Raw genomic sequence first — 24,264 nt, 5'->3', positions numbered from 1 at the left:
GCCCCCCCGCCCGCCCCCCCGCCGCCCGGCCGCCCCCCCCCCCCCCCGCCCCCCCCCCCCCCCCCCCCCCCCCCCCCCCCCCCCCCCCCCCCCCCCCCCCCCCCCGACCGCGGTCTGTCAGCCCTTGGCGCTGCCGTTCACGGCGGTCAGCCGGGTGTCGGCGAGGCCCAGCTCACCGGCCTTGCTGAGCAGTTGCTCCAGGGCCCCGGAGTCGGCTCCGCCCGTCTTCATGAGCTTCATCAGCAGGGTGGACACGGTCAGGTTCTGCACGTCGGCCGTGGAGACCGAGCCGAGGACGCGGCCGAGATCGTCGGTGAAGCTCGACGTTCCGTCCAGCCAGGGCCCGGCCAGCGCCTGCGCGGTCTCGGAGTGCTGCACGAAGCCGTCGACGCCCTTGCCGAGGGCGATCGCCCCGACCAGCCGGTCGAGGAAGACCGACTCGCCGCCGACGATGTTGATGTCGGCGTTCTCCAGCCCGGTCGCCAGGACCGTCGCCTGCGCCTCGGCCACCTGCCGCTGCACGTCCAGCCCGGCCAGCCGGACGTCCTTCTCGGCCTCCAGCCGCAGCCGGTACTCCTCGTGGCCGCGGGACGCCTCGTCCAGCGCGGCCATCGCCGCGGCCTTCTCGTGAAGGCCGGCCGCCTCCGCCTTCAGCTTCTCGCCGACGGCCGCGGCCTCGGCCAGTGCCTTGGCCTTGGCACCCTCGGCCTCCGCCCGCAGCCGGGCCTCGGTGGCCCCGGCCTCCGCGCGGCCGGCCTTCTCGACGACCTCGGCCTCCTTGTCGCGGACCTGGACCTCGGCCAGCCCCTGGGCCGCGCTCTCCGCCTGGATGCCCTCGGCGAGCCGCAGCTTGGCCCGCGCGTCGAGGTCGGCGCTCTTCAACCGGGCCTCGGCGAGCGTGAGTTCCTCGGCGGCACGGTGCGTGGCGGCCTGCTCGGCGGCCTCGGCGGCCTTGATGTCCTTGACCAGCCGCTCCTGTGCCTCGGCCTCGGCGGCGATGACGACGGCCTGCCGCTGACGCTCCGCCTCCTCCACGGCACGCAGCCTCTTGATGCCCTCCTCCTGCTCGGCGACCGTCCGGTCCACCGCCACCCGCTCGCGGACGACGTCGGCGATCTCCCGCTTCTCCGCCTCGACCTCCTTCTCGGCGGCGATCCGGGTCAGCTGGGTCTCCCGCTCCCGGGCGATGACCTCCAGCAGGCGGTCCTTCTCGATGCGCTCGTTCTCGATGGCGATGACCCGCTCGCGGTTCTTCTGCGCGACCGCGACCTCGCGTCCCTGGTTCTCGCGCTGGATGCCGAGGTGTTCCTCGGTCTTGAGGAAGGCGGACTGCGCCCGCAGCCGCTCCTCCTCCACCACCCGGGCCGTCTCGGCCTCCTCCCTCGCGCGTACGGTCTCGATCTCCCGCTTCTGCTTGGTCTCGGCGTCGACCCGCCGGCGCTCCAGCTCCAGGATCGCCTCCCGGGCGTCGACGTTCTGGCGGGTGATCTCCTTCTCCTCCGTGCGCTGGGCCTCGTTGGTGCGCACGTGCTCCACGGCCGTCAGCTCGGTGATCTTCCGGATGCCCTGGGCGTCCAGGACGTTGGCCGGGTCGAGCTGGGTCAGCGGCGTCTGCTCCAGGTAGTCGATCGCCGCGTCCTCGAGGTGGTACCCGCTGAGGTCGACGCCGATGACCTCGATGATCCGGTACCGCAGTTCCTCACGCTTGGTGTACAGGTCGGTGAAGTCCATCTGCTTGCCGACGGTCTTCAGCGCCTCGGAGAACTTCGCGTGGAACAGCTCCTGGAGCGTGTTCCGGTCGCTGGCCCGCACGGTGCCGACCGCCTGGGCCACCTTGACGACGTCCTCGGCGGTCTTGTTGACCTTGACGAAGAACGAGATGCGGATGTCGGCGCGGATGTTGTCCCTGCAGATCAGGCCTTCCTTGCCGGCCCGGGTGATCTCGATGGTCTTCACCGAGATGTCCATCACCTCGGCCTTGTGCAGCACCGGCAGCACGACCTGCCCGGTGAAGGTCACGTCGACCTTGCGCATCTTGGAGACGATCAGTGCCTTGCCCTGCTCCACCTTGCGGAACAGACGGGCCACGACGAACAGCACGGCGGCGGCGAGCAGGAGGCAAACGAGCACGCCGATGCCCAGGGTGCGGTAATCCATAGGGAGTCCTCGAAGTCTGCGAAGTGTCGGCGCCCGCGCGAAGCGGCGGGGCGGCCCACGGCCACGAGCGGGCACGGCCGAGGTGACGGGAGTCGGCTGCGGCTCAGCCGCGGGAGTGGCGACTGCCGGGGTCGTACGGGGAACCGCTCGCCGTGTCCGGTCGTCGTCGTCCGCGGCGTCCGTGCCACGGCCCTGCGCAGGGTGTGGTCGTCAGGACGGCGCTGCGGGGGCGGGTGAGGCCTCGCACGAGGACGCCGTATGTCCGTGCCACGTCCTCACCCCCCGAACCGATCGGCCGGACCCGGTGCCGGTGCCCGCTGCCGGGACCTGGCACCGGGTCGCTCCCCGTGTTTCTGCCACCCTCATCCTGACGTGGGGACGCCTCGGACTGCATTGCCGTAAGTCGGCAATCTTTACGCCTTCTTGATTCCGAGTGACGCTACGGGCGGGCCGAGGTGCCTCGCCGCGTCCACGGCTCAGTGGCCGCCGGTCAGTTCACCCGAGAGCCTGCCGTGCAGGTCGGCGCTCGGGGTGTTCAGGCCGGTGATCCGGACGGTCTTGCCGCGCCGCGCGTACCGGGTCTCGACGGCGTCGAGGGCGGCGACCGAGGAGGCGTCCCAGATGTGGGCGGCGGAGAGGTCGATGACGACGTCGTCGGGGTCGCCCGCGTAGTCGAAGCGGTGGACGAGGTCGTTGGACGACGCGAAGAAGAGCTCGCCCGTGACGGCGTAGACGACCTGGGTGCCGTCGGGGTCGGTGACGGCGGTGACGTGGGCGAGCCGGGCCACGCGCCGCGCGAAGACGACCATGGCCGTGACCGTGCCGGCGACGACGCCGATCGCGAGGTTGTGGGTGGCGACCACGACGGCCACGGTGAGGGCCATGACGGCGATCTCCCCCGCGGGCATCCGCCTGAGGGTCTTCGGCGAGACGGAGTGCCAGTCGAAGGTGCCGAAGGCGACCATGACCATGACGGCGACCAGGGCGGCCATGGGGATGTCGGAGACGACCGGGCCGAAGACGACGCACAGCACCATCAGGAAGGCGCCCGCGAGGAACGTGGAGACGCGGGTACGGGCGCCGGACACCTTCACGTTGATCATCGTCTGGCCGATCATGGCGCAGCCGCCCATGCCGCCGAAGAGTCCGGTGACGATGTTGGCGACGCCCTGGCCGATGGACTCGCGGGTCTTGGAGGAGCGGGTGTCGGTGATGTCGTCGACCAGTTGGGCCGTCATGAGGGACTCCATCAGGCCGACCAGCGCCATGGCGAGGGCGTACGGGGCGACGGTGGTCAGGGTGTCCGTGGTGAAGGGCACGTCCGGCAGGCCGGGCACCGGGAGCGAGGAGGGCAGTTCACCCCTGTCCCCGACGGTGGGCACGGCGATCCCCGCGGCCACGGTGATCACGGTGAGGATCACGATGGAGACCAGGGGCGCCGGGACGACCCGGGTGATCCGCGGGAAGAACACCATCAGTGCGAGCCCGCCGATGATCAGGGGGTAGACCGGCCAGGGCACGTCGCGCATCTCCGGCACCTGCGCCATGAAGATCAGGATCGCGAGGGAGTTGACGAAGCCGGTCATGACCGAGCGGGGCACGAACCGCATCAGCTTGGCGACACCCACGGCGCCGAGGACGATCTGGAAGACGCCGGCCAGGATGACGGTGGCGACCAGGTACCCCAGGCCGTGCTCGCGGTTCACGGGCGCGATCACCAGGGCGACCGCACCGGTGGCCGCGGAGATCATCGCGCGGCGTCCGCCGACGACGGAGATCGTGACGGCCATCGTGAACGAGGCGAAGAGCCCGATCGCCGGATCGACCCCGGCGATGATCGAGAAGGAGATCGCCTCCGGGATCAGCGCCAGGGCGACGACCAGCCCGCCGAGGACCTCGGTGCGCCAGACCCGGGGGTCGTTCAGCCAGTCGGGCTTGAGGGCGCGCAGCCGCGCGGCGGGGCCCGCGGCGGCGGAAGACGCAGAAGACAAGGGGGATGCGTACCTGTCGTGCTCGGGCACGCCCCGTGCGGGACGGGGTGTGCGGGAAGGACGTGCGGGGCCGGGCGGCTGCGAGAATCGGCTCTTCGCCGGGGGCGTCATCGGTCCCGGAGACAGCGGTGGCGGAGCGGCCGGGCCGCCCTCACCGACCACAACTCTACCCTGACGTTAGGGTAGAGATGGGCGGGGTCCATCGCGGGCGCCGCCCGCCATGACACGAAGGGCCAGGTCACAGGGCGTGGACGACAAGCACATGCAGATCGGTGAAGTCGCCGAGCGGACCGAGCTGTCCCTGCGCACCATCCGGCACTACGAGGACACCGGACTGGTCATCCCCTCCGCCCGCTCCCAGGGCGGCTTCCGTCTCTACACCGAGCAGGACGTCGCCCGCCTCATGGTCATCCGCCGGATGAAGCCGCTCGGCTTCACCCTGGACCAGATGCGCGACCTGCTCTCCGCCACCGACCGCCTGGACGGCGGGGACCCGCTGGACGCGGGTGAGCGCGAGGCGCTGGTGGACCGCGTCCGCGGGTACGAACAGGCGGCCACCGAGCAGGTCGAGAAGCTGCGCGTCCAGCTGCGCCGCGCCGAGGACTTCGCCGCCACCCTCCGGGGACGCCTCCCGGAGTCCGCTCCCCCGGCCGCGGAGGTCCCGGCCTCGGAGACCACGGCCGCGGAGGTCCCGGCCTCGAAGGTCCCGGCCTCGGAGATCCCTCCGACGGAGTACATGCGGTAGTCCGGGCCCGCCCCCTGGGCGAGGGTGGCAGCGGGCCGCCGCGCGCGGCCGCCTCCGCACTCCGCCGGTGAGGGAGACATGACCCATCCGGGCACGCTCGTGCTGATCATGGGCATCGCCGTGCTGGCCCCGCTGCTCGTGTACGCCGCCGGGCGGCGGGTGCGGGTGCCGCTGGTGATCTTCGAGATCGGGCTGGGGATTCTGGTCGGGCCGGACGTGCTCGGGTGGGCGCGGCCCGACGAGGTCGTCGACACGCTCGCCGATCTGGGGCTGTCGATGCTGATCTTCCTGGCCGGGTACGAGATCGACTTCGCGGCGGTGCGCGGGGACACGCTGCGCCGGTCCGTGCGGTCCTGGCTGCTCTCGCTGGTCCTCGGGATCGGTCTGGCCTTTCTGATCAGCGGTGGGGACGTGTTCGAGGCGTGCGTCATCGGTACCGCGCTGACCAGTACGGCGCTCGGCACCGTACTGCCGATGCTGCGGGACCGCGGGGAGCTGCGCGGGCGGTTCGGGACCGTGGTCTCGGCGTTCGGGGCGGTCGGCGAGTTCGGGCCCGTGGTCGCCGTGGCGCTGCTGCTCAGCGGGCGCCGGCCGGCCGAGTCGGCCGCGCTGCTGGCCGCGTTCGGGGCGATCACGGCCCTCGCCGTCTTCTGGGCGCTGCGTCCGCGCCCGCCCTGGTTCGGCCGGCTGACCGAACGGACCCTGCACAGCAGCGCCCAGTTCGCCGTGCGGTTCGTGATGCTGCTGCTGGCCTGCATGCTGGGCCTGGCCGAGGTCTTCGGGCTCGACGTGCTGCTGGGCGCCTTCGCGGCCGGCGTCCTCACCCGCCTCGTCCTGCACCGGGCGGCGCCCGACAGCAGCGGGGAGGTCCTCGGCAAGGTGGAGGCCATGGGGTTCGGCTTCCTCGTGCCGCTCTTCTACGTCGTCACCGGCATCGAGTTCGACCTGGACGCGCTGCTCCACGACCTGGGCGCCCTGCTGCTCGTACCGGGATTCCTGCTGCTGGTCCTGCTGGTGCGCGGCGTACCGGTGTACGTGCTGGCTCCGAAGGACCTCGGGCGGCCGGACCGGGCCGCGCTGGCCCTGTTCGCGTCCACGTGCCTGCCGCTGGTGGTGGCGATCACGACCATCGGGGTGGACCAGCGGCTCATCGGCTCCGACGAGGCGGCTTCCCTGGTCGGCGCCGCGATGATCTCCGTACTGCTGCTGCCGCTCCTGGCGACGCGGCTGCGCCGGGCGGGGGCGGGCGGAGCCGGGCGGGCGGGGGCGGACCGGGCCGGGCGGGAGCGGGCCGGGGCGCCCGACGACTCGGAGACGTGGTGACGCGGTGCCGGGGTGACGGGGTCCGGCGCCGAGTTGCCGCGCCGGGCCGATGCGAGAGGGTGAGGGGGGAGATCCGTGAAGGGAGCTCGCGTGACAGGCGATCCCATGAGCGACGCCGCGGTACTCAACGCGCTGTTCGCCAACTCTCCCCAGGGCCTGTTCGTCTTCGACCCGGAGCTGAGGGTCACCCGCTACAACCCCGCCGCCCGTGGGGTGCGGGACCTGCCCGCCGAGGACGTCCTCGGGCACGGCATCGACGACTTCACGTCGGGGTTCGAGCCGGGCGAGCTGAGGTCCCTGATCGACGAGGTGCTCGCGACCGGCGAACCGCTGCGGGGCCGGCTGGTGCGCGGGCGTTCCCCGTCCGGCGCTCGGCGGACGCTCGCCCTGGAGGTGTCCCTCTTCCCGCTGGACACCCCCGGCGAAGGCCGGCCCGGGCTGGTCTGCGTGGTCGAGGACGTGACCGAGCGGCAGGCCGACGCGGACCGGCTCGCGGTGCTCAGCGCGGTGCACGCGGGCGTCGGCTCCACGCTGGAGGAGCGGACCACCGCCGACGAGCTGGTACGGGCGCTGGCGCCCGCCTTCGCCGACGCCGCCGCCGTCGACCTGCTGGACGACGGCGGCGCGGGAACCGCCCGCCCGGCCGGTCCCCCGGCGCCGGGGGTGCCGCTGCGCCGGGTGGCCTTCGCTCCCCCGACCACCGACGTGATCAGGCAGCAGGACGAGAGCCGGCGCTTCCCCTATCCCACCCCGTACACGCAGGCCCTCAACGATCTGCGCGCCCGGCTGGTGCGGGTCTCGGCCGGCGAACCGTGGCTCTCGGCCGACCCGGACGGCTTCGCGCCGCTGCTCAGGGCGGGCGTGCACTCCATGATCGTGGCCCCGCTGACGGCGCGGAACACGGTGCTCGGGCTGCTGACGCTGTACCGGCACCGGAGCGACCCCTTCGAGGAGGCCGATCTGGACGTGGCCCGGCAGGCGGCGTTCACCGCGGCCGTGCACCTCGACAAGGCGTGCAGCTACCGGCGCGAGCGCGCCGTCGCCGCCGCCCTCCAGCGCACGCTCCAGCCGGGGAAGATCCCCGAACTCTCGGCGGTGGAGACCGCGCACGTCTATCTGCCCGAGGCCGCGGGCGGCGACTGGTTCGACGTCGTCCCCCTCTCCGGCACCCGCGTGGCCCTCGTCGTCGGGGACGTCGTCGGCCACGGCATCGAGGCGGCGGCCACCATGGGGCAGCTCCGCCTCGCCCTGCGCACCCTCGCCCTCCAGGACCTGGAGACGGACGAGTTGCTGGCCCGCCTGGACGAGGTGGCCGCCCAGCTCCCGGACGCCTCGAAGGGGGCGGGCACCGAGGTGGCGACCTGCGCGGTCACCGTCTACAACCCGGTCTCCCGGCAGTGCACGATGGTCCGCGCCGGGCACCCCGCGCCGGTGGTCGTCGACCCCGACGGGTCGCCACGGGCCGTGAACGTCCCCCAGGGGCCGCCGCTTGGGGCCGGCGGCGGACACGTGTTCACGCCGGCCGTGGTAGAGCTGGAAGCGGGCAGCCTGCTCGCCCACTACACCAACGGGCTGCTCCTCGGCGACGGCCACGACCGCGCCTCGGGCCCCCGCCTCCTCGAACACATCCTCGCCTCCACCACCCGGCCGCTCCAGGAACTGTGCGACACCGCCGTCTACCGCATGGTGCCCTCCCGCAACGACGACGCCGTCCTGCTGCTGGCCCGCACCCACGCGCTGTCCGCGGAGCAGGTCGCCGACTGGACGCTCCCCTCCGACGCCTCCGTCGTGTCAACGGCCCGCCGGCTGGTGGACCGGCAGCTCGCCGCCTGGGGGCTCGACGCGGCTGCCTTCACCACCGGACTCGTCGTCAGCGAACTCGTCACCAACGCCATCCGCTACGGCGAAGGACCGGTGCGGCTGCGGCTCATCCACGACCGGGGCCGGCTGCTGACCGAGGTCACGGACGCCAACAGCGCCAGTCCCCACGTGCGCCGCGCCCGGGACAGCGACGAGGGGGGCCGGGGCCTCTACATCGTCATGCGGCTCAGCGAGCGCTGGGGCGTCCGGCACGGCCGCAACGGCAAGACCATCTGGTCCGAACAGCGCCTCGACGGCGGGCCGCCGGACGCCTCGGCCGTCCCGGGCGCGTTCGACATGACGGACGTGATGGACGCGATGGACGCGGCGGACCTGTGACGTGCCGTCGGGCGGCCGGGCGAGGGCGGCTCAGTGGTGGGCGTGGGCGTGCGCGACGGCGTGCCCCTTGCCGCGGCCGATCATCCACTTGTTGACCGGCGTGGTGAGCACGAAGGCGACGGCGAGCCCGCCGAGCAGGGCGCCCCAGAACAGGCCGTCCGACAGGTGGGCGTCCATGGCACCCGGCGTGAGCGCGATGATCCCGTTGTCGACCAGCTCCATCACCGCGATGGAGACGGTGTCGGCGGCCAGCGCGACCTTGACCGCGGACTTGAGGTCGAGGCCGGCCCGCACCACCGAGAACAGGGTGAAGGAGTAGCCGAAGAGGAACGCGAGCACGATCGCCAGCACCATGGTCGGCGCGTTTCCCCAGGCCAGCGCGGTGCCGATGACCATGCCGAGGATCTCACCGACGGCACAGCCGGTCAGGCAGTGCAGCGTCGCCCTGGCGGCGGTCCCCCAGGACGCGTGGTGGGCCGTGTGATCCATGGCGGTCTCCCCTTCCTTCGGCGTGTCTCGGTCACCCTTCCAACTATACCCCCAGGGGGTATATTCCCTCCAGGTCGGAGCCCCCGCCTCCCCCCATACCGGAAGCCGATCGGAAGCGCATCGGAACGCCAGAAATCTGGATCCGGAAGCGCCGCCCCTGATCGGATCGGTCGATGCACAAGGCACATCGGCCCACTCGGGGCGCGTGCCGTATCCGCCCGTCCGGATACCGGCGGCAATGAGGTGACAGATGAGTAATACCCGCGTTCCGCCCGGCGCCCGTGGTTCCTACCCGGCACCGGGACTCGCACTCACGCCCGGCCAGGTACGCAACCAGGCCCTGACCGTCATCGCGATCCCGTTCGTCCTCATAGTCGTGCTGGCCGTCGCGCTCGCCACGGCCGGCCACGACGACGGGGCCCCCGGCACCGACGACTTCTACGGCAGCGGAGCACTGCCCGACTGGGGTTCCGGCACCTCGGACGACGGGACCTCCGACAGCGACACCTACGACGACGGCACGAACGACGACGGCACCACCCCCGACGGCTCCGGCGGCACGACCGGCGACGACACCGGCCTGTGGGGCGGCGGCACGACCGACGACCCGTACGACCCGTACGGCGACGGCACCTACGACGACGGCACGGACGGCACCGCCACCGACGACCCGACGGACGACCCCTCCGACGACCCGGCCCGCACCGACGGGGACGGGCCGGACGCGACGGTGACCGCGTACTTCGAGGCCATCAACAACCGCGACTTCGCGACCGCCTGGGAGCTGGGCGGCAAGAACCTCGACCCGGACTACGACCACTTCGTCGCCGGCTTCGAGACGACCGACCGCGACGACGTCACCGTGAACTCGACGACCGGCGACGAGGTGTCGGTCACCGTCGTGGCCTGGAACACCGACGGCACGTCGGCCACCTTCGAGGGCACCTACACGGTGAGCGACGGCGTCATCACCGCCGCCGACGTGCGGGAAGGGAACTGAGGACCATGACCACCCACGCCGCCCCGCCGCCCCCGGACGCGACCAGCAACGTCACCCGCCTGCTCTGCGCCGGCACCTACCTCGACCCCGTCTACCGCAAGGCGGTCATCCGGGAGCTGCTGACCCACTCCTACCGGATGGTGGCCCCCTCCTACGGCTACGACGCCGCACCCGTGCTCGCGCACGCCCTCGCCGCCCACAACCTGCGCCGCAACCAGCTGGCCGCCCTCGGCGCGGGCACCGCCGTCGTCGTCCTCCTGTTCGCCACGGGGCTGCTGAGCGGCCTCGGTGCGGCGCTGCTGTTCTTCTGGGTCGCCTGGGCCACGATGTTCCTGCGCCGCCTGGCCATCCTCCAGACCCTCGCCGAACACCTCGCGCCGGCGGCGGAGGGCCGACCGGGATTCGACGGCGCCTACCCGATGACCTCGCGCTTCACCCCGGAGCTGGTCGGCAAGATCAACCGGCAGCAGGCCTCCGACACGGTCTACTACGGCGGCTACAAGCCGTTCGTCGGCGCCGGAAGCTCCATCCGCCGCTGGGCCAACGCCGAGCTGCTGCTGGGCGCCCCCACGTCCCGGAACGGCGTGCTCACCGGCCCGGGCTCCCTGCTCAACGGGCACTTCCCCGCCCAGCACGGCCCGGTCGACGGCGCGGGCGACCACACCCCGGCCGAGCGCAAGCCGATCATCCCGTTCACCGTCGAGGACATCACCGGACGCGTCAGCGAGCAGATGCTCGCCGAGCTGCGCGACAGGCCCGCGCCCAGCGACCGGATCCAGCTGCTCTCCGTCGACCGGCGCAGGTTCACCAAGGCGGTACGGACGGCCGAGGGCAGCGACTCCGTCGCCGTACTCCTGGACGCGCCCGACCCCGAGGACGGCGACGAGCACTGGCGGGAGGACTACGACGCCCGGCGCGAGTACCTGTGCATCCGCATCGGCGCCTGGCAACAGGAGCTGGTCACCTCGGTGTTCATCGGCTTCGACATCAAGGGCAGCACCCTGCACACCGAGTTCTACACCTACGTGCTCGGACCCGTGCCGGAGAGCTTCCACCTCGCCGACCGGCTGCCCGCCACCATCGACGGCCGGCTCATGCTGCGCATCGCCTGGGACGTGACCCGCAGCGCGCCCGGCGAACTGCTGCGCCTGGTCTTCAACCCGCTGCGCGAACGGCTGCCCAGCCGCTTCGGCACCGACACCGTACGCACCCTGGTGGGCCAGCCCCACGACACCAGCGAGTTCCGGCTCGGCCGCTACGCGCTCACCTCCGTGGACTGCGGCGCGCTCACCAGCGTGCGCGAACTGGCGCCCGGCAACGACTTCCACCACTTCTTCCAGGAGTCGGACGCGATCAAGTACATCCAGATCATCGAGCGCCACCTGCTCCAGATCGTCGGTGACTTCCTGCGCGACCACGACGTCGACACCCGCGAGCACGAGGCGAACCAGACGAACATCCTCCAGCAGAACTTCGGGGCCAACAGCACCAACAACTTCGGCGGCAACCAGAGCGTCGGCAACAACGGCAACCAGACCTTCGGCAACAACTCCGGCATCACCAGGGAGGCACGACCGGCATGAGCGCCCAGAAGTTCCAAGGCAACGACTTCGGCCAGGGCAGTACCAACAACTTCGGGGGCAATCAGAGCGTCGGCAACGGCGGCACCCAGACCTTCGGCGACAACTCCCCGGTGCAGGCGGCACCGTCCGGGCAGCCGTACGCCGACGGCGTCCGGCGCAACGCGGTGCCGATGCCCTCGGACGCCGACCGGGCCCGGAGCGTCTTCGTCGTGCACGGCCGGGACGACCAGGTGCGGCGGGAGATGTTCGAGCTGCTGCGCCGGCTCGACCTGCGCCCCAAGGAGTGGGAGGACCTGGTCAGAGCGACCGGCCACGCGTCCCCCTTCCTCGGTGACGTGGTGGCCGGCGCCCCGGCGCAGGCCCAGGCGGCGCTCGTGCTGCTCACCCCGGACGACGTCGTCAGCCTCCACCGGGACCTGCGGGGTCACAACGAGCCGGAGTACGAGACCCGGCCCGTGTGCCAGCCGCGCCCGAACGTGCTGATCGAACTGGGCATGGTGCTGATGGCGTACCCCGAGCGCACCCTGATCGTCGAGGTGGGCGGCCTGCGGCCGATCGCCGACATCGCGGGGCGCAACGTCATCCGCTTCGACGGCTCCGGGACGGCGCTCGGCAAGATCGTGGAACGGCTGAAGCTGGCGGGCTGCACGGTCAACGACACCGGTTCGGACTGGCGCCACACCTACCCCTTCCAGCACCTGTCCGCCTACCACCGCCGGCCGTAGCCCGGCGGATCCGCGCGCCGCTCGGGGGACCGGCGCAGGCGGCCCCCGGGACGCGTCCCGCACGTCGGAACGCGTCCCGGGGGCCGACCCTTGCCCGCCGCCACCCCGCGGACCCGTCCGGTCCGGTGCGCCACCCGAACCGCCCGAATCCCCAACTCCCCCAAACGGACAATTGATACGCTGCCGACACCTCCCCCGTGACCACTGGGCGGAAGAGGGCGAAGCGAGTGGAGACCACTTGTATGGCGCGCATCCGTGTGAGGGTCCTGGGCCCGGCTGGTCTCGAAGTCGACGGTGAACCGGCCCGGTTGACGCCGTTGACGACACGGCTGCTGGTCCGGCTGGTGGCGGCGGAGGGAGAGTCCGTACCGGTCCGCACACTGCACCGCGACGTGTGGGCGGTGGGCGGCGAGCAGCCGCACCAGTCCGGGCGGCACCGCAACGAGGTGCAGAAGCGCGTCCTCGAACTGCGCCGCGCCCTCGACCCCGCCCAGAACGGTGACGGCGCCCGGGTGCTGCGCACCGAGCAGCTGCTGGCCGCACCGGCGCCCGAGACCGCGTACCGGCTGGTGCTCACGCCCGAGCAGCTGGACTGCGCGGAGTTCACCGACCTGGTCAACTCGGCGCTGCTCGCGGCGCCCGCGTCGGCCGCCGACCGGCTGGCGGCTGCGCTGGCCCTGGTCCGCGGCCGCCCCCTGGCCGAGGCGGGCGACGAGGACTTCGCCCGGCCGCTGGTCCGACGGCTGCTCGCGCTGCGCGAGACGGCCCGCCGCCAGCTGATCCGCAGCCGGATGGACCTGGGCCGGCACGACCTCGCCCTGCCGGTCGCCCAGCAGATGGCCCGGGAGCGGCCGGACGACCAGGACGTCGCCGAGCTGCTCGGCTCGCTGCGGGCGCGGCTGCGGGAGCGGCACGGGCAGGAACTGCTGCGCCAGCCCGTCCCAGGCGCCGGAGACCTGGTGGTGGTGCGCGGCGACCTGTTCGACCAGGAGGACGCCAATCTGGTGGTCGGGTTCACCGACACCTTCGACACCGCCACCGAACAGGATCTGGTGATCAGCCGGGACAGCGTGCAGGGGCAGCTGGTGCAGCGGCTGTTCGGCGGCGAGCGCAAGCTCCTCGACGACCGGATCCAGGCCGGGCTGCGGGGGCTCAACCCGCTGCGCACGGAGCGGCCCCAGGACAAGCCGCGCGGCCGTCGGGTCCGCTATCCGCTCGGCACCACCGTGCCGCTCACCGTGGACGGCCGCCGGGTCTTCGCCGTGGCCTACTCCCGGCTCGGCAACGACCTCGTCGCCCGCTCCGGACCGGACGAGCTGCGGGCGAGTCTGGACACTCTCTGGCCGGCCGTCGCCCGGTACGGCATGTACAAGCCGGTCGCGATCCCCCTGATCGGCTCCGGCCTCGCCCGGATCGTCGAACTCGACCGCACCCAGCTCCTCTTCATGATCGTCGAGAGCTTCGCAGCGCACTGCCGCCGGGACCCGGCCACCGCCCCCGAGCTGCGCGTCGTGATCCGCCCGGCCGACCTCGAACGCACCGACCTGTCCGCCCTCGGCGCCTTTCTGCGCACCTGGGCCGTGTCCGGTGCCGGCGCCGACGTCGGCGCCGGCACCGGGACCCGCGACACCGGTGCCGGCGCCGGCGACAGCGGTGGGGCCCAGGGCCACCGGTGACGTCGGCATGGGCCCAGCGCACCAGCGCGCCCGCTTCCGGCACCAGCGGCGATCCGCTTCCGAAGCGCTTCCGACGCGGCGGGCCTACGGGTGCCGGTCCGCTCCCGCCGCCCCGTCCTGCGCACCGCCCGCCGGCGCGGGCACCACGGTGAAGCCGATCACCGTGCCGCCGCCGTCCCGCCGGTACGCGAACGGGGCGCCCCCGTGGGCCAGGGCGACCTCGCGCACGATGGACAGGCCGAGGCCCGAACCGGGCCGGGAGCGGGCGTCGGTGGCACGGTAGAAGCGGTCGAAGACGCGGGTCAGGTCGGCGTCGGCGATACCGGGGCCGCGGTCGAGGACCTCGACGCGGATCGGGCCCGGCCGGGCGGGGCCGGCGACGGCCACCTCGATGGGACCGGTGCCGTCCGGGTCGAACTTCGCCGCGTTCTCGACCAGGTTGGAGAGCGCCCGGGTCAGCATCGCGGGCCGCCCGTCGGCCGTGGTCTCGCCGCAGACGCGTACGCCGATCTCGCGGCCGGTGCGGCGCCGGGCCAGCGCCGCCACGTCGTGCGCGAGGTCCGCCAGGTCGACCGGCTGCGGGGGCTCGCCCGCGGACTGGCCGGCCGCCAGCTCGACCAGCTCGTTGACCAGGTCGGTCAGCTCCCGGGCCTCCTGCCCCAGGTCGGCGACGAGTTCCTCCCGGGCGGCGGGCGGGAGTTCGTCGATCCGGCGCAGCAGCGAGATGTTGGTCCGCAGCGAGGTCAGCGGCGTCCGCAGCTCGTGCCCGGCGTCCTGGACCAGGCGCCGCTGGTCCTCCTCCGACTGGGCGAGGCGGCCCAGCATCAGGTCGAAGGCGCGGCCGAGGCGTCCCACCTCGTCGGGTCCGGTGACCGGGACCGGGACGCCGAGCCGGCGGGTGCGGGCGACGTTCTCGGCGGCGGAGGTGAGGACCACCAGACGCCGGGTGATGCGCCGGGCCAGCCACCAGCCGAACAGGCCCGCGGCGAGCACCACCGCCGCCATCAGGACCAGCGTCCGCCGCTGCAGGGCGCGCAGCAGGTCCTCCGTGTCGCTGAACTCCTGCGCCACCTGCACCGCGCCCCGGCCGCCGCCGAGGGAGACGGTCGCCACCCGGAAGACGTCGGCGCCGACGTCGACGTCGTCGTGCTGGACCACCCGCCCGGCCTCGGCGGCACCGGCGGCCCGCCGGTCGGCGCCGGTCACCGGCAGCCGGGGCCCGGCCGGGTCCAGGACGGCGCCGTCCGGCCCGAGGACCTGTACGTCGGTGCGGGCGGGGCGCACGATGTCGTGGCCGGGCGCGGAGGAGGAGAAGTCGCCCGGCGACAGCCGCAGCCGGCGCACCTCGGCCCGCAGGTCCCGCGCGGCCTGTTCGAAGACGGACTCCTGGTCCACCCGGACCAGCCGGGCAGCCGCGTTGTAGGAGAGCCCTCCGACGAGGACCGTGACGACGGCGGTGATCGTCGCGAAGGACACCGCGAAGGTGGTCCGCAGCGACAGCAGCCGGGGCCGGCGCCCGAGCGGGGAGGCGCCCACTCAGTCGGCCCGCAGGACGTAACCCACGCCGCGCACGGTCTGGATCAGCTGCGGGGCGCCCGGCTGGTCGAGCTTGCGGCGGAGATAGCCGACGTAGACGGCGAGGTTCTTGGAGCCGGGACCGAAGTCGTAGCCCCAGATGCGGTCGTAGATCGTGGAGTGGTCGAGCACGGTGCCCGCGTTGCGGACCAGCAGTTCGAGGAGTTCGAACTCGGTGCGGGTCAGCTCCAGCTCGCGCCCGTCGCGCCAGGCGCGGCGGGCCCGCGGGTCCATACGCAGGCCGGCGGCCTCCGGGTACCGGTCGTCCGGCGCCTCCTCGGGCGCCGCGGCCCGGTCGTCGGCGCCGGCCTCCGCGCGCTCGGCGGGGTCCGTGCGGTCCGTGCGGCGCAGCAGGGCGCGCAGGCGGGCGAAGACCTCCTCGACGTCGAAGGGCTTCACCACGTAGTCGTCGGCGCCCGCGTCCAGGCCCGCGATGCGGTCGGCGGTCTCCACCAGCGCGGTCAGCATCAGGATGGGGGTGGCGTCGCCCTCGGCGCGCAGCTCCCGGCAGACCTGGAGGCCGTCGATGCCCGGCATCATCACGTCCAGCACCAGGACGTCGGGCCGGCCGCGGTGGGCCTGCGCCAGCGCCTCGACGCCGTCGGCGACCGCGGTGACCCGGTACCCCTCCAGGGTGAGGGCGCGCTCCAGGGCGTGCCGGATGGCGCGGTCGTCTTCGGCGAGCAGAACAGTCCGGGGCACCCGTCCAGTCTGCCAAGGCCGGCGGCGGCGTGATCCGACGGCCCGGCCGCTCACCGGGAGCTCACCCGGCGGGCCGCAGCGCGGCGAGCCGCTCCTCGAAGGGCACGACCTCCTCGAAGGAGTCGCGCCGGGGCCGCGGGCGGGCGGCCGCGGACAGGCCGGTCATCAGCGCGGCCAGCTCACCGGCGGCCCGCGCGGTCCGGCCGTCGAGCCCTTCGGCGCCCCAGTCCTCGGAGGCGGCGTACACCCCGGTGGGGACGACGACGGCCTTCAGGTACGCGAAGAGCGGCCGCAGGGCGTGGTCGAGGACCAGCGAGTGCCGGGCCGTACCGCCGGTCGCGCCGATCAGCACCGGCTTCCCGGCGAGGGCGTCCTCGTCGGTGACGCTCAGCGCGTCGAAGAACGACTTGAACAGCCCGCTGTACGACGCCGAGAACACGGGGGTGACGACGATCAGGCCGTCCGCCCCCGCCACCGCCTCGAAGGCGGCGGCGAGGTCCTGCCCCGGGAACCCGTTGGTGAAGGTGTGCGCGATCTCCACGGCGAGGTCGCGCAATTCGATCACCTGGACCTCCGCCGACGTCTGCCCGGCGGTGGCGGCGGCCAGCCGGTCGGCCAGCAGCCGGGTGGACGACGGGACGCTCAGTCCCGCCGAGACGACGACGAGCCTCATGCCCGTACTCCTTCCTCACGTACGTCCTTGGAGGCGTCCTTGGGGGCGTCCTTGCGGGCGGCGGCCAGCAGGGACGCGTGGGTCGGCGCGTCCGGCACGTCCGGCGGACGGTCCTTGGCGAACTCCTTCCGCAGCACCGGCACGACCTCCTCGCCGAGCAGGTCGAGCTGCTCCAGGACGGTCTTCAGGGGCAGGCCGGCGTGGTCCATCAGGAACAGCTGGCGCTGGTAGTCGCCGGCGTAGTCGCGGAAGGCCAGCGTCTTCTCGATCACCTGCTGCGGCGAGCCGACCGTGAGCGGGGTCTGCTCGGTGAACTCCTCCAGGGACGGTCCGTGCCCGTACACGGGCGCCTCGTCGAAGTACGGCCGGAACTCCCGCACCGCGTCCTGGCTGTTCCTCCGCATGAACACCTGCCCGCCGAGGCCGACGATCGCCTGCTCGGGGGTGCCGTGTCCGTAGTGCGCGTACCGCTGCCGGTACAGCTCGACCATCCGCTTGGTGTGCTCGGCGGGCCAGAAGATGTTGTTGTGGAAGAAGCCGTCGCCGTAGTACGCGGCCTGCTCGGCGATCTCCGGCGAGCGGATGGATCCGTGCCAGACGAAGGGCGCGACGCCGTCCAGCGGCCGGGGCGTGGACGTGAAGCCCTGGAGCGGCGTGCGGAACTTCCCCTCCCAGTCCACGGTCTCCTCGCGCCACAGGCGGTGGAGCAGGGCGTAGTTCTCGACGGCGAGGTTGATGCCCTGCCGGATGTCCTTGCCGAACCACGGGTAGACGGGCCCGGTGTTCCCGCGCCCCATCATGAGGTCCACCCGGCCGTCGGCCAGGTGCTGGAGCATCGCGAAGTCCTCGGCGATCTTCACCGGGTCGTTGGTGGTGATGAGGGTGGTGGAGGTGGAGAGCACCAGCCGCTCGGTGCGGGCGGCGATGTAGCCGAGCATGGTCGTGGGCGACGAGGGGACGAACGGCGGGTTGTGGTGCTCGCCGGTCGCGAATACGTCGAGCCCGACCTCCTCGGCCTTCAGCGCGATGGCGACCATGGCCTTGATCCGCTCACGCTCGGTCGGCGTACGGCCCGTGGTCGGGTCGGGCGTGACGTCGCCGACGCTGAAAATGCCGAACTGCATGGTCACTCAACCTCCGGTTTGTTGATGCTTCAACTATACCGGAGAACGGAGAACGACCAGGGACTATTCCCCCCGGCCCCCCCCGTGCGGAGCCGTGCGGGGCCCTCACCGCCAGTACGGATCCCGCCCCGTCCCCGCGAGCAGCCGCTCGAACCCCGACGCGCCCTCGGCCGGCTCGACCGGCACCCCGAACATGCCCATCTCCCTGGCCGTCGGCGCCAGCTCCGCCACCGCGCCCGCCAGCTCCGCCACGACCGCCTCGTCGGCACCCGGGTCCTCCTGGCCCGTCGCCCGCGCCAGGTCCCACACGTGCACGGTCAGATCGAGCAGCGCCATCGAGCCGACCAGCCGCGCGGGCATGTCCATCCCGCCGGTCGTCCCCTCCTCGGCGCCGGGGGCCGACCAGGCCGCGACCAAACGGTCCGCCTCGGCCACCAGCCGTTCCCGCCACTCGGGGCTCCCGGCGACCCGGTCCGGGGTCTCACCGAAGTCCGACGCCTCCTTCCGGGCCAGCCGCTGGAACTGCTCGATCACCTGGAAGAGGTGGTTGACCAGCGCCTTCACGTCGTACTCGGCGCAGGGCGTGGGAGCGGCGAGCGCCGCGTCCGAAACGCCCCGCACCACCGGCACGGCCCGCTCACGCGCCATGGCCAGCAGCTCACCGACGCCGTATGCCTTCACACCGTTCGTGTCCATGCCCCGACCGTAGGGACGTCCGGGGCCGCCCTTCTTGAAGAAACGCGACACCCGGGGAAGGGCGACGTACGATCCGGCCATGGAGGCACCCCGCCACGACACCCGCGGGATCGTCGACCCGACCGCGCTGCTCCACCGCGTGCGCTTCCGCCGGCACGCGCCCGCCGAGCCGCTGCGCCGGTACGTCGAGTGGTACTGGCTCATCGACTGGGACCTGCCCGCCCCCTACGCCTCTCACGTCGTACCGCACCCCTGCGTCAACCTCACCTTCCAGTGGGACGAGGACGAGGGCCCGCCCTACGCCGAGGTCACCGGCGTCGCCCTCGGCCTGTACACCCGGAAGCTGACCGGGCGGGGCCGGGTCTGCGGGGCGAAGTTCCGGCCCGGCGGCTTCCGGCCATACACCCCCGGGACACCGGTGTCGCAATGGACGGGGCGCGCCCTGCCCGCCCGGGAGGTGTTCCCCCAGGTGACGGACGCCACGACCGACGCCGTCGTCACCCCCGCCGACGACCGGGGCCGGGTGGCCGCCCTCGACGCCTTCCTGCTCACCCTGCCCCGCGTCACGGACCCGCAGGCCGATCACGCCGTGGACCTCGTCGACCGCATCCGCTCCGACCGCACGGTGCGCCGCGTCGGCGACCTCGCCCGGGCGGAGGGACTGTCGGTGCGGGCCCTGCAGCGGCTCTTCTCGACCCACGTCGGCGTCAGCCCGAAGTGGGTCATCCTCCGGTACCGCATCCACGAGGCCCTGGAACGCGCCGGCACCCGCACCGGCATCGACTGGGCCGCCCTCGCCGCCGAGCTGGGCTACGCCGACCAGGCCCATCTGGTGCGTGACTTCACGGCGACGGTCGGGGTACCGCCGACGGCGTACGTGGCGGAGACGGATCCGGCCGGCCCCGGAGATCCGGACGGCGGCATGCAAAGCTGACCGCCATGGTCATTCTCCGCTCGGCCGCCCTCTTCGTCGTCGCCGCCCTCTTCGAGATCGGCGGCGCCTGGCTGGTCTGGCAGGGGGTGCGCGAGCAGCGGGGCTGGCTCTGGGCGGCCGGCGGGGTCCTCGCGCTCGGCGCGTACGGATTCGTCGCGACCTTCCAGCCCGACGCCCACTTCGGCCGCATCCTCGCCGCGTACGGCGGCATCTTCGTGGCCGGCTCGATCCTGTGGGGCGTGGTCGCCGACGGCTACCGCCCCGACCGGTGGGACATCAGCGGCGCGCTGGTCTGCCTGGCCGGGATGGCCGTGATCATGTGGGCGCCCCGCAACGGCGGCTGACTACCCTGGACGGCGACGTCCAGCACCGATCAAGGAGCAGCCCATGGCCACCGCAGCCGCCCCGTCCGCCGCCTCGCGCATCGCCGTCGTCACCGGTGCGAGCAGCGGCATCGGCGCCGCCACGGCCCGGCAGCTCGCCGCGGCGGGCTACCGGGTCGTCCTCACCGCCCGCCGCAAGGACCGCATCGAGGCGCTCGCCGAGGAGATCGAGGCGGCCGGGCACAAGGCGACGGCGTACCCCCTGGACGTCACCGACCGCGCGGCCGTCGACGAGTTCGCCACCGCCTTCAAGACGATCGGCGTCCTGGTCAACAACGCCGGCGGCGCGCTCGGCGCCGACCCGGTGGCCACCGGCGACCCGGAGGACTGGCGCCGGATGTACGAGACGAACGTCCTCGGCACCCTCAATCTCACCCAGGCCCTGCTCCCCAAGCTGGAGGCGAGCGGCGACGGCACGGTGGTCGTCGTCTCCTCGACCGCCGGGTTCGCCACCTACGAGGGCGGCGCGGGCTACGTCGCCGCGAAGCACGCCGAACACGTGCTCGCCGAGACACTGCGCCTGGAGATCGTCGGCCGCCCGGTCCGCGTCGTCGAGATCGCGCCCGGCATGGTCAAGACCGACGAGTTCGCCCTGACCCGCTTCGCCGGCGACCAGGACAAGGCGGCCAAGGTATACCAGGGCGTCGCCGCCCCCCTGACCGCCGACGACGTCGCCGACACCATCACCTGGGCGATCACCCGCCCCGCCCACGTCAACATCGACCTCCTGGTGGTCCGCCCCCGCGCCCAGGCCTCCAACACGAAGGTGCACCGGGAGGCGTAGGCCGCGGGGCCGGCCGGTCAGCCCTTCACGCAGACGACCTGCTTCAGCTTCGCCACGACCTCCACGAGGTCGCGCTGCTGGTCGATGACCTGGTCGATCGGCTTGTAGGCGCCCGGGATCTCGTCCACCACGCCCGAGTCCTTGCGGCACTCCACGCCCCGCGTCTGCTCCTCCAGGTCCTTGGTGGAGAAGCGCCGCTTGGCCGCGTTCCGGCTCATGCGCCGGCCCGCGCCGTGGGAGGCGGAGTTGAAGGACTTGTCGTTCCCGAGGCCCCTCACGATGTACGAACCCGTGCCCATGGAACCGGGGATGATCCCGTAGTCCCCGGAACCCGCGCGGATCGCGCCCTTGCGGGTCACCAGCAGGTCCATGCCGTCGTACCGCTCCTCCGCCACGTAGTTGTGGTGGCAGGAGATCTCCGGCTCGAAGACCGGCTTCGCCTTCTTGAACTCCTTGCGGACCACGTCCTTGAAGAGCGCCATCATCAGGGTGCGGTTGTACTTCGCGTACTCCTGCGCCCAGAACAGGTCGTTGCGGTACGCCGCCATCTGCGGGGTGTCCGCGACGAACACCGCGAGGTCGCGGTCGATCAGGCCCTGGTTGTGCGGGAGCTTCTGGGCGACGCCGATGTGGTGCTCGGCGAGTTCCTTGCCGATGTTGCGGGAGCCGGAGTGCAGCATGAGCCAGACAGAACCGGTCGTATCCGTGCAGAACTCGATGAAGTGATTTCCGGATCCGAGCGTTCCCATCTGCTTCCCGGCCCGCTCGTGACGGAACTTGACCGCCTCCGCGACCCCGTCGAACCGCCCCCAGAAGTCGTCCCACCCGCTCGTCGCGAGCCCGTGGAAGCGCCCCGGCTCGACGGGGCTGTCATGCATCCCCCGCCCCACCGGAATCGCCTGCTCGATCTTCGAGCGGAGGCGGGAGAGGTCGCCGGGCAGGTCGTTCGCCGTCAGGGACGTCTTCACCGCCGACATTCCGCAGCCGATGTCGACGCCCACCGCCGCCGGGCACACCGCGCCCCGCATCGCGATCACGGAGCCGACCGTCGCGCCCTTGCCGTAGTGCACGTCCGGCATGACCGCCAGGCCCTTGATCCACGGCAGGGTCGAGACGTTGCGCAGCTGCTGCAGCGCGCCCTCCTCGACCGTCGCCGGGTCGGTCCACATCCGGATCGGCACCTTCGCGCCCGGCATCTCCACGTACGACATATCGTCCTCATTCCCCCGGAAACAAACAGAAGCATCGAAGCGCAAAAACCGGAGCCAATGGCAGCCAAAAGGACAGCTGACCGGCGTTCACGGCAGCGCGTGCGATACACATTGTCTCCAGGGGGCGCCCCCGTGCGGCAAGCGATTAACCAGCGGGGACACTGGAGTCCCGAAGCGATCCGAGCGTCCCGAACCACAGCCATCCCGGCGAGAGGAGCCGCACCGTGCAGCGGAAGGCCTACGTACCCGGCGTCGCCGCCTGCCTGGCGGTGTTGCTGGCCGGCTGCACAGGCGGCTCCGGCGACGGCGCCACGTCGGACGACTCCAACCCGGGCCGGCCGGGCGTCACCACCGAGGCCGCCGAGCCGGGCAAGTACCGGACCCTGCCTGAGCCGTGCGGCGCGGTCGGCGACAAGACGCTCGACTCGCTGCTGCCCGGCATCGAGGAGATCCCGGACGAGGCGCAGCGCGAGAAGGCGTACAAGGGGGAGCCGACGCTCGCGTACGACACGGACCGCAAGGTCGGCTGCCGCTGGAAGGTCGAGTCGGCGGAGGCCACCAACCACCTCTTCGTCGACTTCGAGCGGGTGGTGTCGTACGACAACTCCGTGAGCGACGACAGTCAGGCCGAACAGCTCTTCGCCAAGCAGGTGGAGGCCGCGGACCTGCCCGAGCCGGTCGTCTCCGAGTCGGTGTCCTCGCCTTCTTCCTCGTCCTCTTCCTCGCCCGGGTCGGGGTCGGAGTCGGGGGCGCCGTCCGGCGCCTCCTCGCCCGGCTCGCCCTCCGCCACGCCCTCGGGCTCCGCGCCGTCCGGCGACGCCTCGTCGAGCCCCTCCGGCAGTGCCACGCCCACCGATCTCCAGCCCCGGCTCCTCGACGACCTCGGCGACGAGGGGTACCTCGACGACGCGCTGAGCGACTCCGGTTCCACCGCGAAACAGCGCACCGTGACTGTGGCGTTCCGCACGTCGAACGTCATGGTGACCATCGAGTACGCGGAGCAGTCGGCGACGCTCGGAGTGGTGCCGGACAGCGAGGAAATGCAGGACATGGCCCGGAAACTGGCCTCCCAGCTGGCGGATTCGCTCGGCGGTTGAGCCTCCTGCGGGCCCCGGCGCGTGCGTGCGCGGTGCGCCCGAAGCGGGTCCGCACGATTTCTTCACCGCGTACGGTGGCTCCTCGGACCCGTTCCGACCGCAGGAACCACGAGCGTCATGAGTGAAGGAACCATGCAGCTACGAGCCCAGCGTGACCAGCGAGACAAGCGAGAGCAGCGAGAGCGGAAAGCGTCGCGGCTGACCCGCGCCGTCGTCTGCGCGGCCGCCGTCCCCGCCGTGCTGGTGGTGGCCGGCTGCTCCTCGGACTCCGGATCCGGCGACGGGACGGACAAGGCCGCCGCCGAGAAGTCCGCCGCGTCCAAGTCCGCGAGCCCGTCCCCGACGGTGCGGGCGGCGGCGTACGCGAAGCTTCCGGAGCCCTGCTCGGTGCTGTCGAAGAAGTCGCTGGAGGACCTGGTCCCGAAGGGCGACTCCGGCAAGGAGGGCGCCTCCAACGACACCGCCACTCGCGTCAGTTGCTCCTGGGACAGCCTCGACGACAACGGTGTGAAGGGCTCCCAGTTCCGCTGGCTGAGCGTGTCGATGCTGCGCTTCGAGTCGGACGAGACGCGCGGCGCGGGCGACGCGCTGGCGCACAAGTACTACACGAAGCAGCTCGCGGACACGCAGAGCGCCGAGGGCGCCAAGAGCCTCAAGACCACGCCGGTGACCGGCACGGGTGACGAGGCGTCGGTCGTGCGCTACGACCTGAAGAAGAAGGAAGGCACCTTCAAGCAGCAGACGGTCGTGGCGCGCGTCGAGAACGTCGTCGTCACCGTCGACTACAACGGCGCGGGTCTGGCCGGCGAGAAGACGCCGGACGCGGACGACCTGGTGAAGGACGCGCAGAAGGCGGCCAAGGAGGCGGTGGCCGCGGTGACGAAGGCCAACGGCAGCGGGGCGGGCGGCTCGGCCTCGCCGTCGAAGCCGGCGTCGAAGAAGCCCTCCTCGGCGGCGTCGAAGTCGTCGTCGAAGCCGTCGTCGAAGTCCTAGCCGAAGCCGGACCGAGGGACCGTATCGACCACCGGCCACCCGTTCCCCGTACACATGTGCCACTCTGTTGCGCGCAACAACAGGCACATGGAGGGGAGTACGGGTGGCCGCGCCACTACAGCTGACCCGGACGCATCGCGTTCTCATCGGCATGGTCGTCTTCGGTGCCGTCATCATCGCCGGGATCGGCTTCGCTGGTTCCTA

At 72.4% G+C, this 24,264-nt stretch carries 21 protein-coding genes; 12 read left to right on the top strand and 9 right to left on the bottom strand.

Features of this window, described 5'->3' with window-relative positions:
- Positions 1-117: 117 nt before the first annotated feature.
- Both ACGF3J_RS38160 and ACGF3J_RS38155 read right to left on the bottom strand, forming a co-directional pair.
- Positions 118-2,157 (bottom strand): flotillin family protein, encoded by a 2,040-nt coding sequence (locus ACGF3J_RS38160; protein WP_161329937.1) that lies wholly within the window; start codon positions 2,155-2,157, stop codon positions 118-120.
- A 476-nt stretch (positions 2,158-2,633) separates the two neighbouring features.
- Positions 2,634-4,148, bottom strand: a complete 1,515-nt coding sequence (locus ACGF3J_RS38155; RefSeq protein WP_161329936.1) for a SulP family inorganic anion transporter — start codon at positions 4,146-4,148, stop codon at positions 2,634-2,636.
- A gap of 247 nt (positions 4,149-4,395) precedes the next feature.
- Between ACGF3J_RS38155 and ACGF3J_RS38150 the strand changes: the two genes are divergently transcribed.
- From ACGF3J_RS38150 to ACGF3J_RS38140, 3 genes are all read left to right on the top strand, one after another.
- A complete protein-coding gene (locus ACGF3J_RS38150) occupies positions 4,396-4,893 on the top strand; it encodes a MerR family transcriptional regulator (protein ID WP_346346162.1) in 498 nt (165 codons plus the stop codon).
- A gap of 78 nt (positions 4,894-4,971) precedes the next feature.
- Positions 4,972-6,216, top strand: coding sequence for a cation:proton antiporter (locus tag ACGF3J_RS38145; protein ID WP_393856067.1), 1,245 nt, complete (start codon positions 4,972-4,974; stop codon positions 6,214-6,216).
- Between the two features lie 90 nt (positions 6,217-6,306).
- Complete coding sequence (locus ACGF3J_RS38140) at positions 6,307-8,415, top strand: SpoIIE family protein phosphatase (RefSeq protein ID WP_393856066.1); 2,109 nt, start codon at positions 6,307-6,309, stop codon at positions 8,413-8,415.
- Positions 8,416-8,445: 30 nt separating this feature from the next.
- Here ACGF3J_RS38140 and ACGF3J_RS38135 read toward each other — a convergent pair whose 3' ends face one another.
- Positions 8,446-8,904 carry a DUF4396 domain-containing protein gene (locus ACGF3J_RS38135; RefSeq protein ID WP_161326424.1) on the bottom strand — a complete coding sequence of 153 codons (459 nt, stop codon included), beginning with the start codon at positions 8,902-8,904 and terminating at the stop codon, positions 8,446-8,448.
- Between the two features lie 250 nt (positions 8,905-9,154).
- Between ACGF3J_RS38135 and ACGF3J_RS38130 the strand changes: the two genes are divergently transcribed.
- The 4 genes from ACGF3J_RS38130 to ACGF3J_RS38115 all read left to right on the top strand — a co-directional run bounded on the left by ACGF3J_RS38130 (position 9,155) and on the right by ACGF3J_RS38115 (position 13,888).
- The gene (locus tag ACGF3J_RS38130) at positions 9,155-9,904 is read left to right on the top strand and encodes a hypothetical protein (protein ID WP_161326423.1); all 750 of its coding nucleotides are present in this window, start codon (positions 9,155-9,157) and stop codon (positions 9,902-9,904) included.
- Positions 9,905-9,909: 5 nt separating this feature from the next.
- On the top strand, positions 9,910-11,487 hold the full coding sequence (locus ACGF3J_RS38125) for a hypothetical protein (protein ID WP_161326422.1): 1,578 nt from the start codon (positions 9,910-9,912) through the stop codon (positions 11,485-11,487).
- Positions 11,484-12,212, top strand: coding sequence for a TIR domain-containing protein (locus ACGF3J_RS38120; RefSeq protein ID WP_122615584.1), 729 nt, complete (start codon positions 11,484-11,486; stop codon positions 12,210-12,212). The genes ACGF3J_RS38125 and ACGF3J_RS38120 overlap by 4 nt, the downstream gene beginning before the upstream one ends.
- A 242-nt stretch (positions 12,213-12,454) precedes the next feature.
- Positions 12,455-13,888, top strand: coding sequence for a macro domain-containing protein (locus ACGF3J_RS38115; RefSeq protein ID WP_161326421.1), 1,434 nt, complete (start codon positions 12,455-12,457; stop codon positions 13,886-13,888).
- Positions 13,889-13,972: 84 nt separating this feature from the next.
- On the opposite strand, the gene ACGF3J_RS38110 is transcribed toward ACGF3J_RS38115, so the two are convergent.
- The 5 genes from ACGF3J_RS38110 to ACGF3J_RS38090 form a co-directional block, all read right to left on the bottom strand.
- Positions 13,973-15,424 (bottom strand): HAMP domain-containing sensor histidine kinase, encoded by a 1,452-nt coding sequence (locus tag ACGF3J_RS38110; protein WP_161326420.1) that lies wholly within the window; start codon positions 15,422-15,424, stop codon positions 13,973-13,975.
- A complete protein-coding gene (locus ACGF3J_RS38105) occupies positions 15,425-16,165 on the bottom strand; it encodes a response regulator transcription factor (RefSeq protein ID WP_393856065.1) in 741 nt (246 codons plus the stop codon).
- A 61-nt stretch (positions 16,166-16,226) separates the two neighbouring features.
- Positions 16,227-16,838 (bottom strand): FMN reductase, encoded by a 612-nt coding sequence (locus ACGF3J_RS38100; RefSeq protein WP_161332610.1) that lies wholly within the window; start codon positions 16,836-16,838, stop codon positions 16,227-16,229.
- Positions 16,835-17,962 carry an LLM class flavin-dependent oxidoreductase gene (locus ACGF3J_RS38095; protein ID WP_161332611.1) on the bottom strand — a complete coding sequence of 376 codons (1,128 nt, stop codon included), beginning with the start codon at positions 17,960-17,962 and terminating at the stop codon, positions 16,835-16,837. Before ACGF3J_RS38095 ends, ACGF3J_RS38100 begins: the two co-directional genes overlap by 4 nt.
- Positions 17,963-18,067: 105 nt before the next feature.
- Positions 18,068-18,658 carry a TIGR03086 family metal-binding protein gene (locus ACGF3J_RS38090; RefSeq protein ID WP_161332612.1) on the bottom strand — a complete coding sequence of 197 codons (591 nt, stop codon included), beginning with the start codon at positions 18,656-18,658 and terminating at the stop codon, positions 18,068-18,070.
- A 79-nt stretch (positions 18,659-18,737) separates the two neighbouring features.
- On the opposite strand from ACGF3J_RS38090, the gene ACGF3J_RS38085 reads away from it, so the two are divergent.
- From ACGF3J_RS38085 to ACGF3J_RS38075, 3 genes are read left to right on the top strand one after another with little or no spacing between them, the layout of a single operon-like run.
- Complete coding sequence (locus ACGF3J_RS38085) at positions 18,738-19,592, top strand: helix-turn-helix domain-containing protein (protein ID WP_161332613.1); 855 nt, start codon at positions 18,738-18,740, stop codon at positions 19,590-19,592.
- Between the two features lie 5 nt (positions 19,593-19,597).
- Positions 19,598-19,936 carry a YnfA family protein gene (locus ACGF3J_RS38080; protein WP_161332614.1) on the top strand — a complete coding sequence of 113 codons (339 nt, stop codon included), beginning with the start codon at positions 19,598-19,600 and terminating at the stop codon, positions 19,934-19,936.
- Between the two features lie 43 nt (positions 19,937-19,979).
- Complete coding sequence (locus tag ACGF3J_RS38075; RefSeq protein WP_161332615.1) at positions 19,980-20,759, top strand: SDR family NAD(P)-dependent oxidoreductase; 780 nt, start codon at positions 19,980-19,982, stop codon at positions 20,757-20,759.
- Between the two features lie 17 nt (positions 20,760-20,776).
- On the opposite strand, the gene ACGF3J_RS38070 is transcribed toward ACGF3J_RS38075, so the two are convergent.
- On the bottom strand, positions 20,777-21,970 hold the full coding sequence (locus ACGF3J_RS38070) for an RtcB family protein (RefSeq protein ID WP_161332616.1): 1,194 nt from the start codon (positions 21,968-21,970) through the stop codon (positions 20,777-20,779).
- A gap of 224 nt (positions 21,971-22,194) precedes the next feature.
- Between ACGF3J_RS38070 and ACGF3J_RS38065 the strand changes: the two genes are divergently transcribed.
- Complete coding sequence (locus ACGF3J_RS38065) at positions 22,195-23,067, top strand: DUF3558 domain-containing protein (RefSeq protein WP_161332617.1); 873 nt, start codon at positions 22,195-22,197, stop codon at positions 23,065-23,067.
- Positions 23,068-23,184: 117 nt separating this feature from the next.
- A complete protein-coding gene (locus ACGF3J_RS38060; protein ID WP_202559092.1) occupies positions 23,185-24,060 on the top strand; it encodes a DUF3558 family protein in 876 nt (291 codons plus the stop codon).
- The last annotated feature ends 204 nt before the right edge of the window (positions 24,061-24,264 follow it).

Origin of the sequence: Streptomyces sp. NPDC048171 (assembly GCF_043202655.1) — a bacterium.
Taxonomy (GTDB): Bacteria; Actinomycetota; Actinomycetes; order Streptomycetales; family Streptomycetaceae; genus Streptomyces.
Note: the sequence above shows the minus strand (reverse complement) of the source record. Positions and strands in the feature narration are given on the sequence as shown.

Bases quoted from the DNA above. Each gene is read 5' to 3' on its own strand.
- ACGF3J_RS38075 (WP_161332615.1), top strand. From the start codon at position 19,980: ATGGCCACCGCAGCCGCCCCGTCCGCCGCCTCGCGCATCGCCGTCGTC.
- ACGF3J_RS38130 (WP_161326423.1), top strand. From the start codon at position 9,155: ATGAGTAATACCCGCGTTCCGCCCGGCGCCCGTGGTTCCTACCCGGCA.
- ACGF3J_RS38115 (WP_161326421.1), top strand. From the start codon at position 12,455: ATGGCGCGCATCCGTGTGAGGGTCCTGGGCCCGGCTGGTCTCGAAGTC.
- ACGF3J_RS38145 (WP_393856067.1), top strand. From the start codon at position 4,972: ATGACCCATCCGGGCACGCTCGTGCTGATCATGGGCATCGCCGTGCTG.
- ACGF3J_RS38090 (WP_161332612.1), bottom strand. From the start codon at position 18,658: ATGGACACGAACGGTGTGAAGGCATACGGCGTCGGTGAGCTGCTGGCC.
- ACGF3J_RS38070 (WP_161332616.1), bottom strand. From the start codon at position 21,970: ATGTCGTACGTGGAGATGCCGGGCGCGAAGGTGCCGATCCGGATGTGG.
- ACGF3J_RS38100 (WP_161332610.1), bottom strand. From the start codon at position 16,838: ATGAGGCTCGTCGTCGTCTCGGCGGGACTGAGCGTCCCGTCGTCCACC.
- ACGF3J_RS38135 (WP_161326424.1), bottom strand. From the start codon at position 8,904: ATGGATCACACGGCCCACCACGCGTCCTGGGGGACCGCCGCCAGGGCG.
- ACGF3J_RS38060 (WP_202559092.1), top strand. From the start codon at position 23,185: ATGAGTGAAGGAACCATGCAGCTACGAGCCCAGCGTGACCAGCGAGAC.
- ACGF3J_RS38160 (WP_161329937.1), bottom strand. From the start codon at position 2,157: ATGGATTACCGCACCCTGGGCATCGGCGTGCTCGTTTGCCTCCTGCTC.
- ACGF3J_RS38120 (WP_122615584.1), top strand. From the start codon at position 11,484: ATGAGCGCCCAGAAGTTCCAAGGCAACGACTTCGGCCAGGGCAGTACC.
- ACGF3J_RS38125 (WP_161326422.1), top strand. From the start codon at position 9,910: ATGACCACCCACGCCGCCCCGCCGCCCCCGGACGCGACCAGCAACGTC.
- ACGF3J_RS38080 (WP_161332614.1), top strand. From the start codon at position 19,598: ATGGTCATTCTCCGCTCGGCCGCCCTCTTCGTCGTCGCCGCCCTCTTC.
- ACGF3J_RS38085 (WP_161332613.1), top strand. From the start codon at position 18,738: ATGGAGGCACCCCGCCACGACACCCGCGGGATCGTCGACCCGACCGCG.
- ACGF3J_RS38095 (WP_161332611.1), bottom strand. From the start codon at position 17,962: ATGCAGTTCGGCATTTTCAGCGTCGGCGACGTCACGCCCGACCCGACC.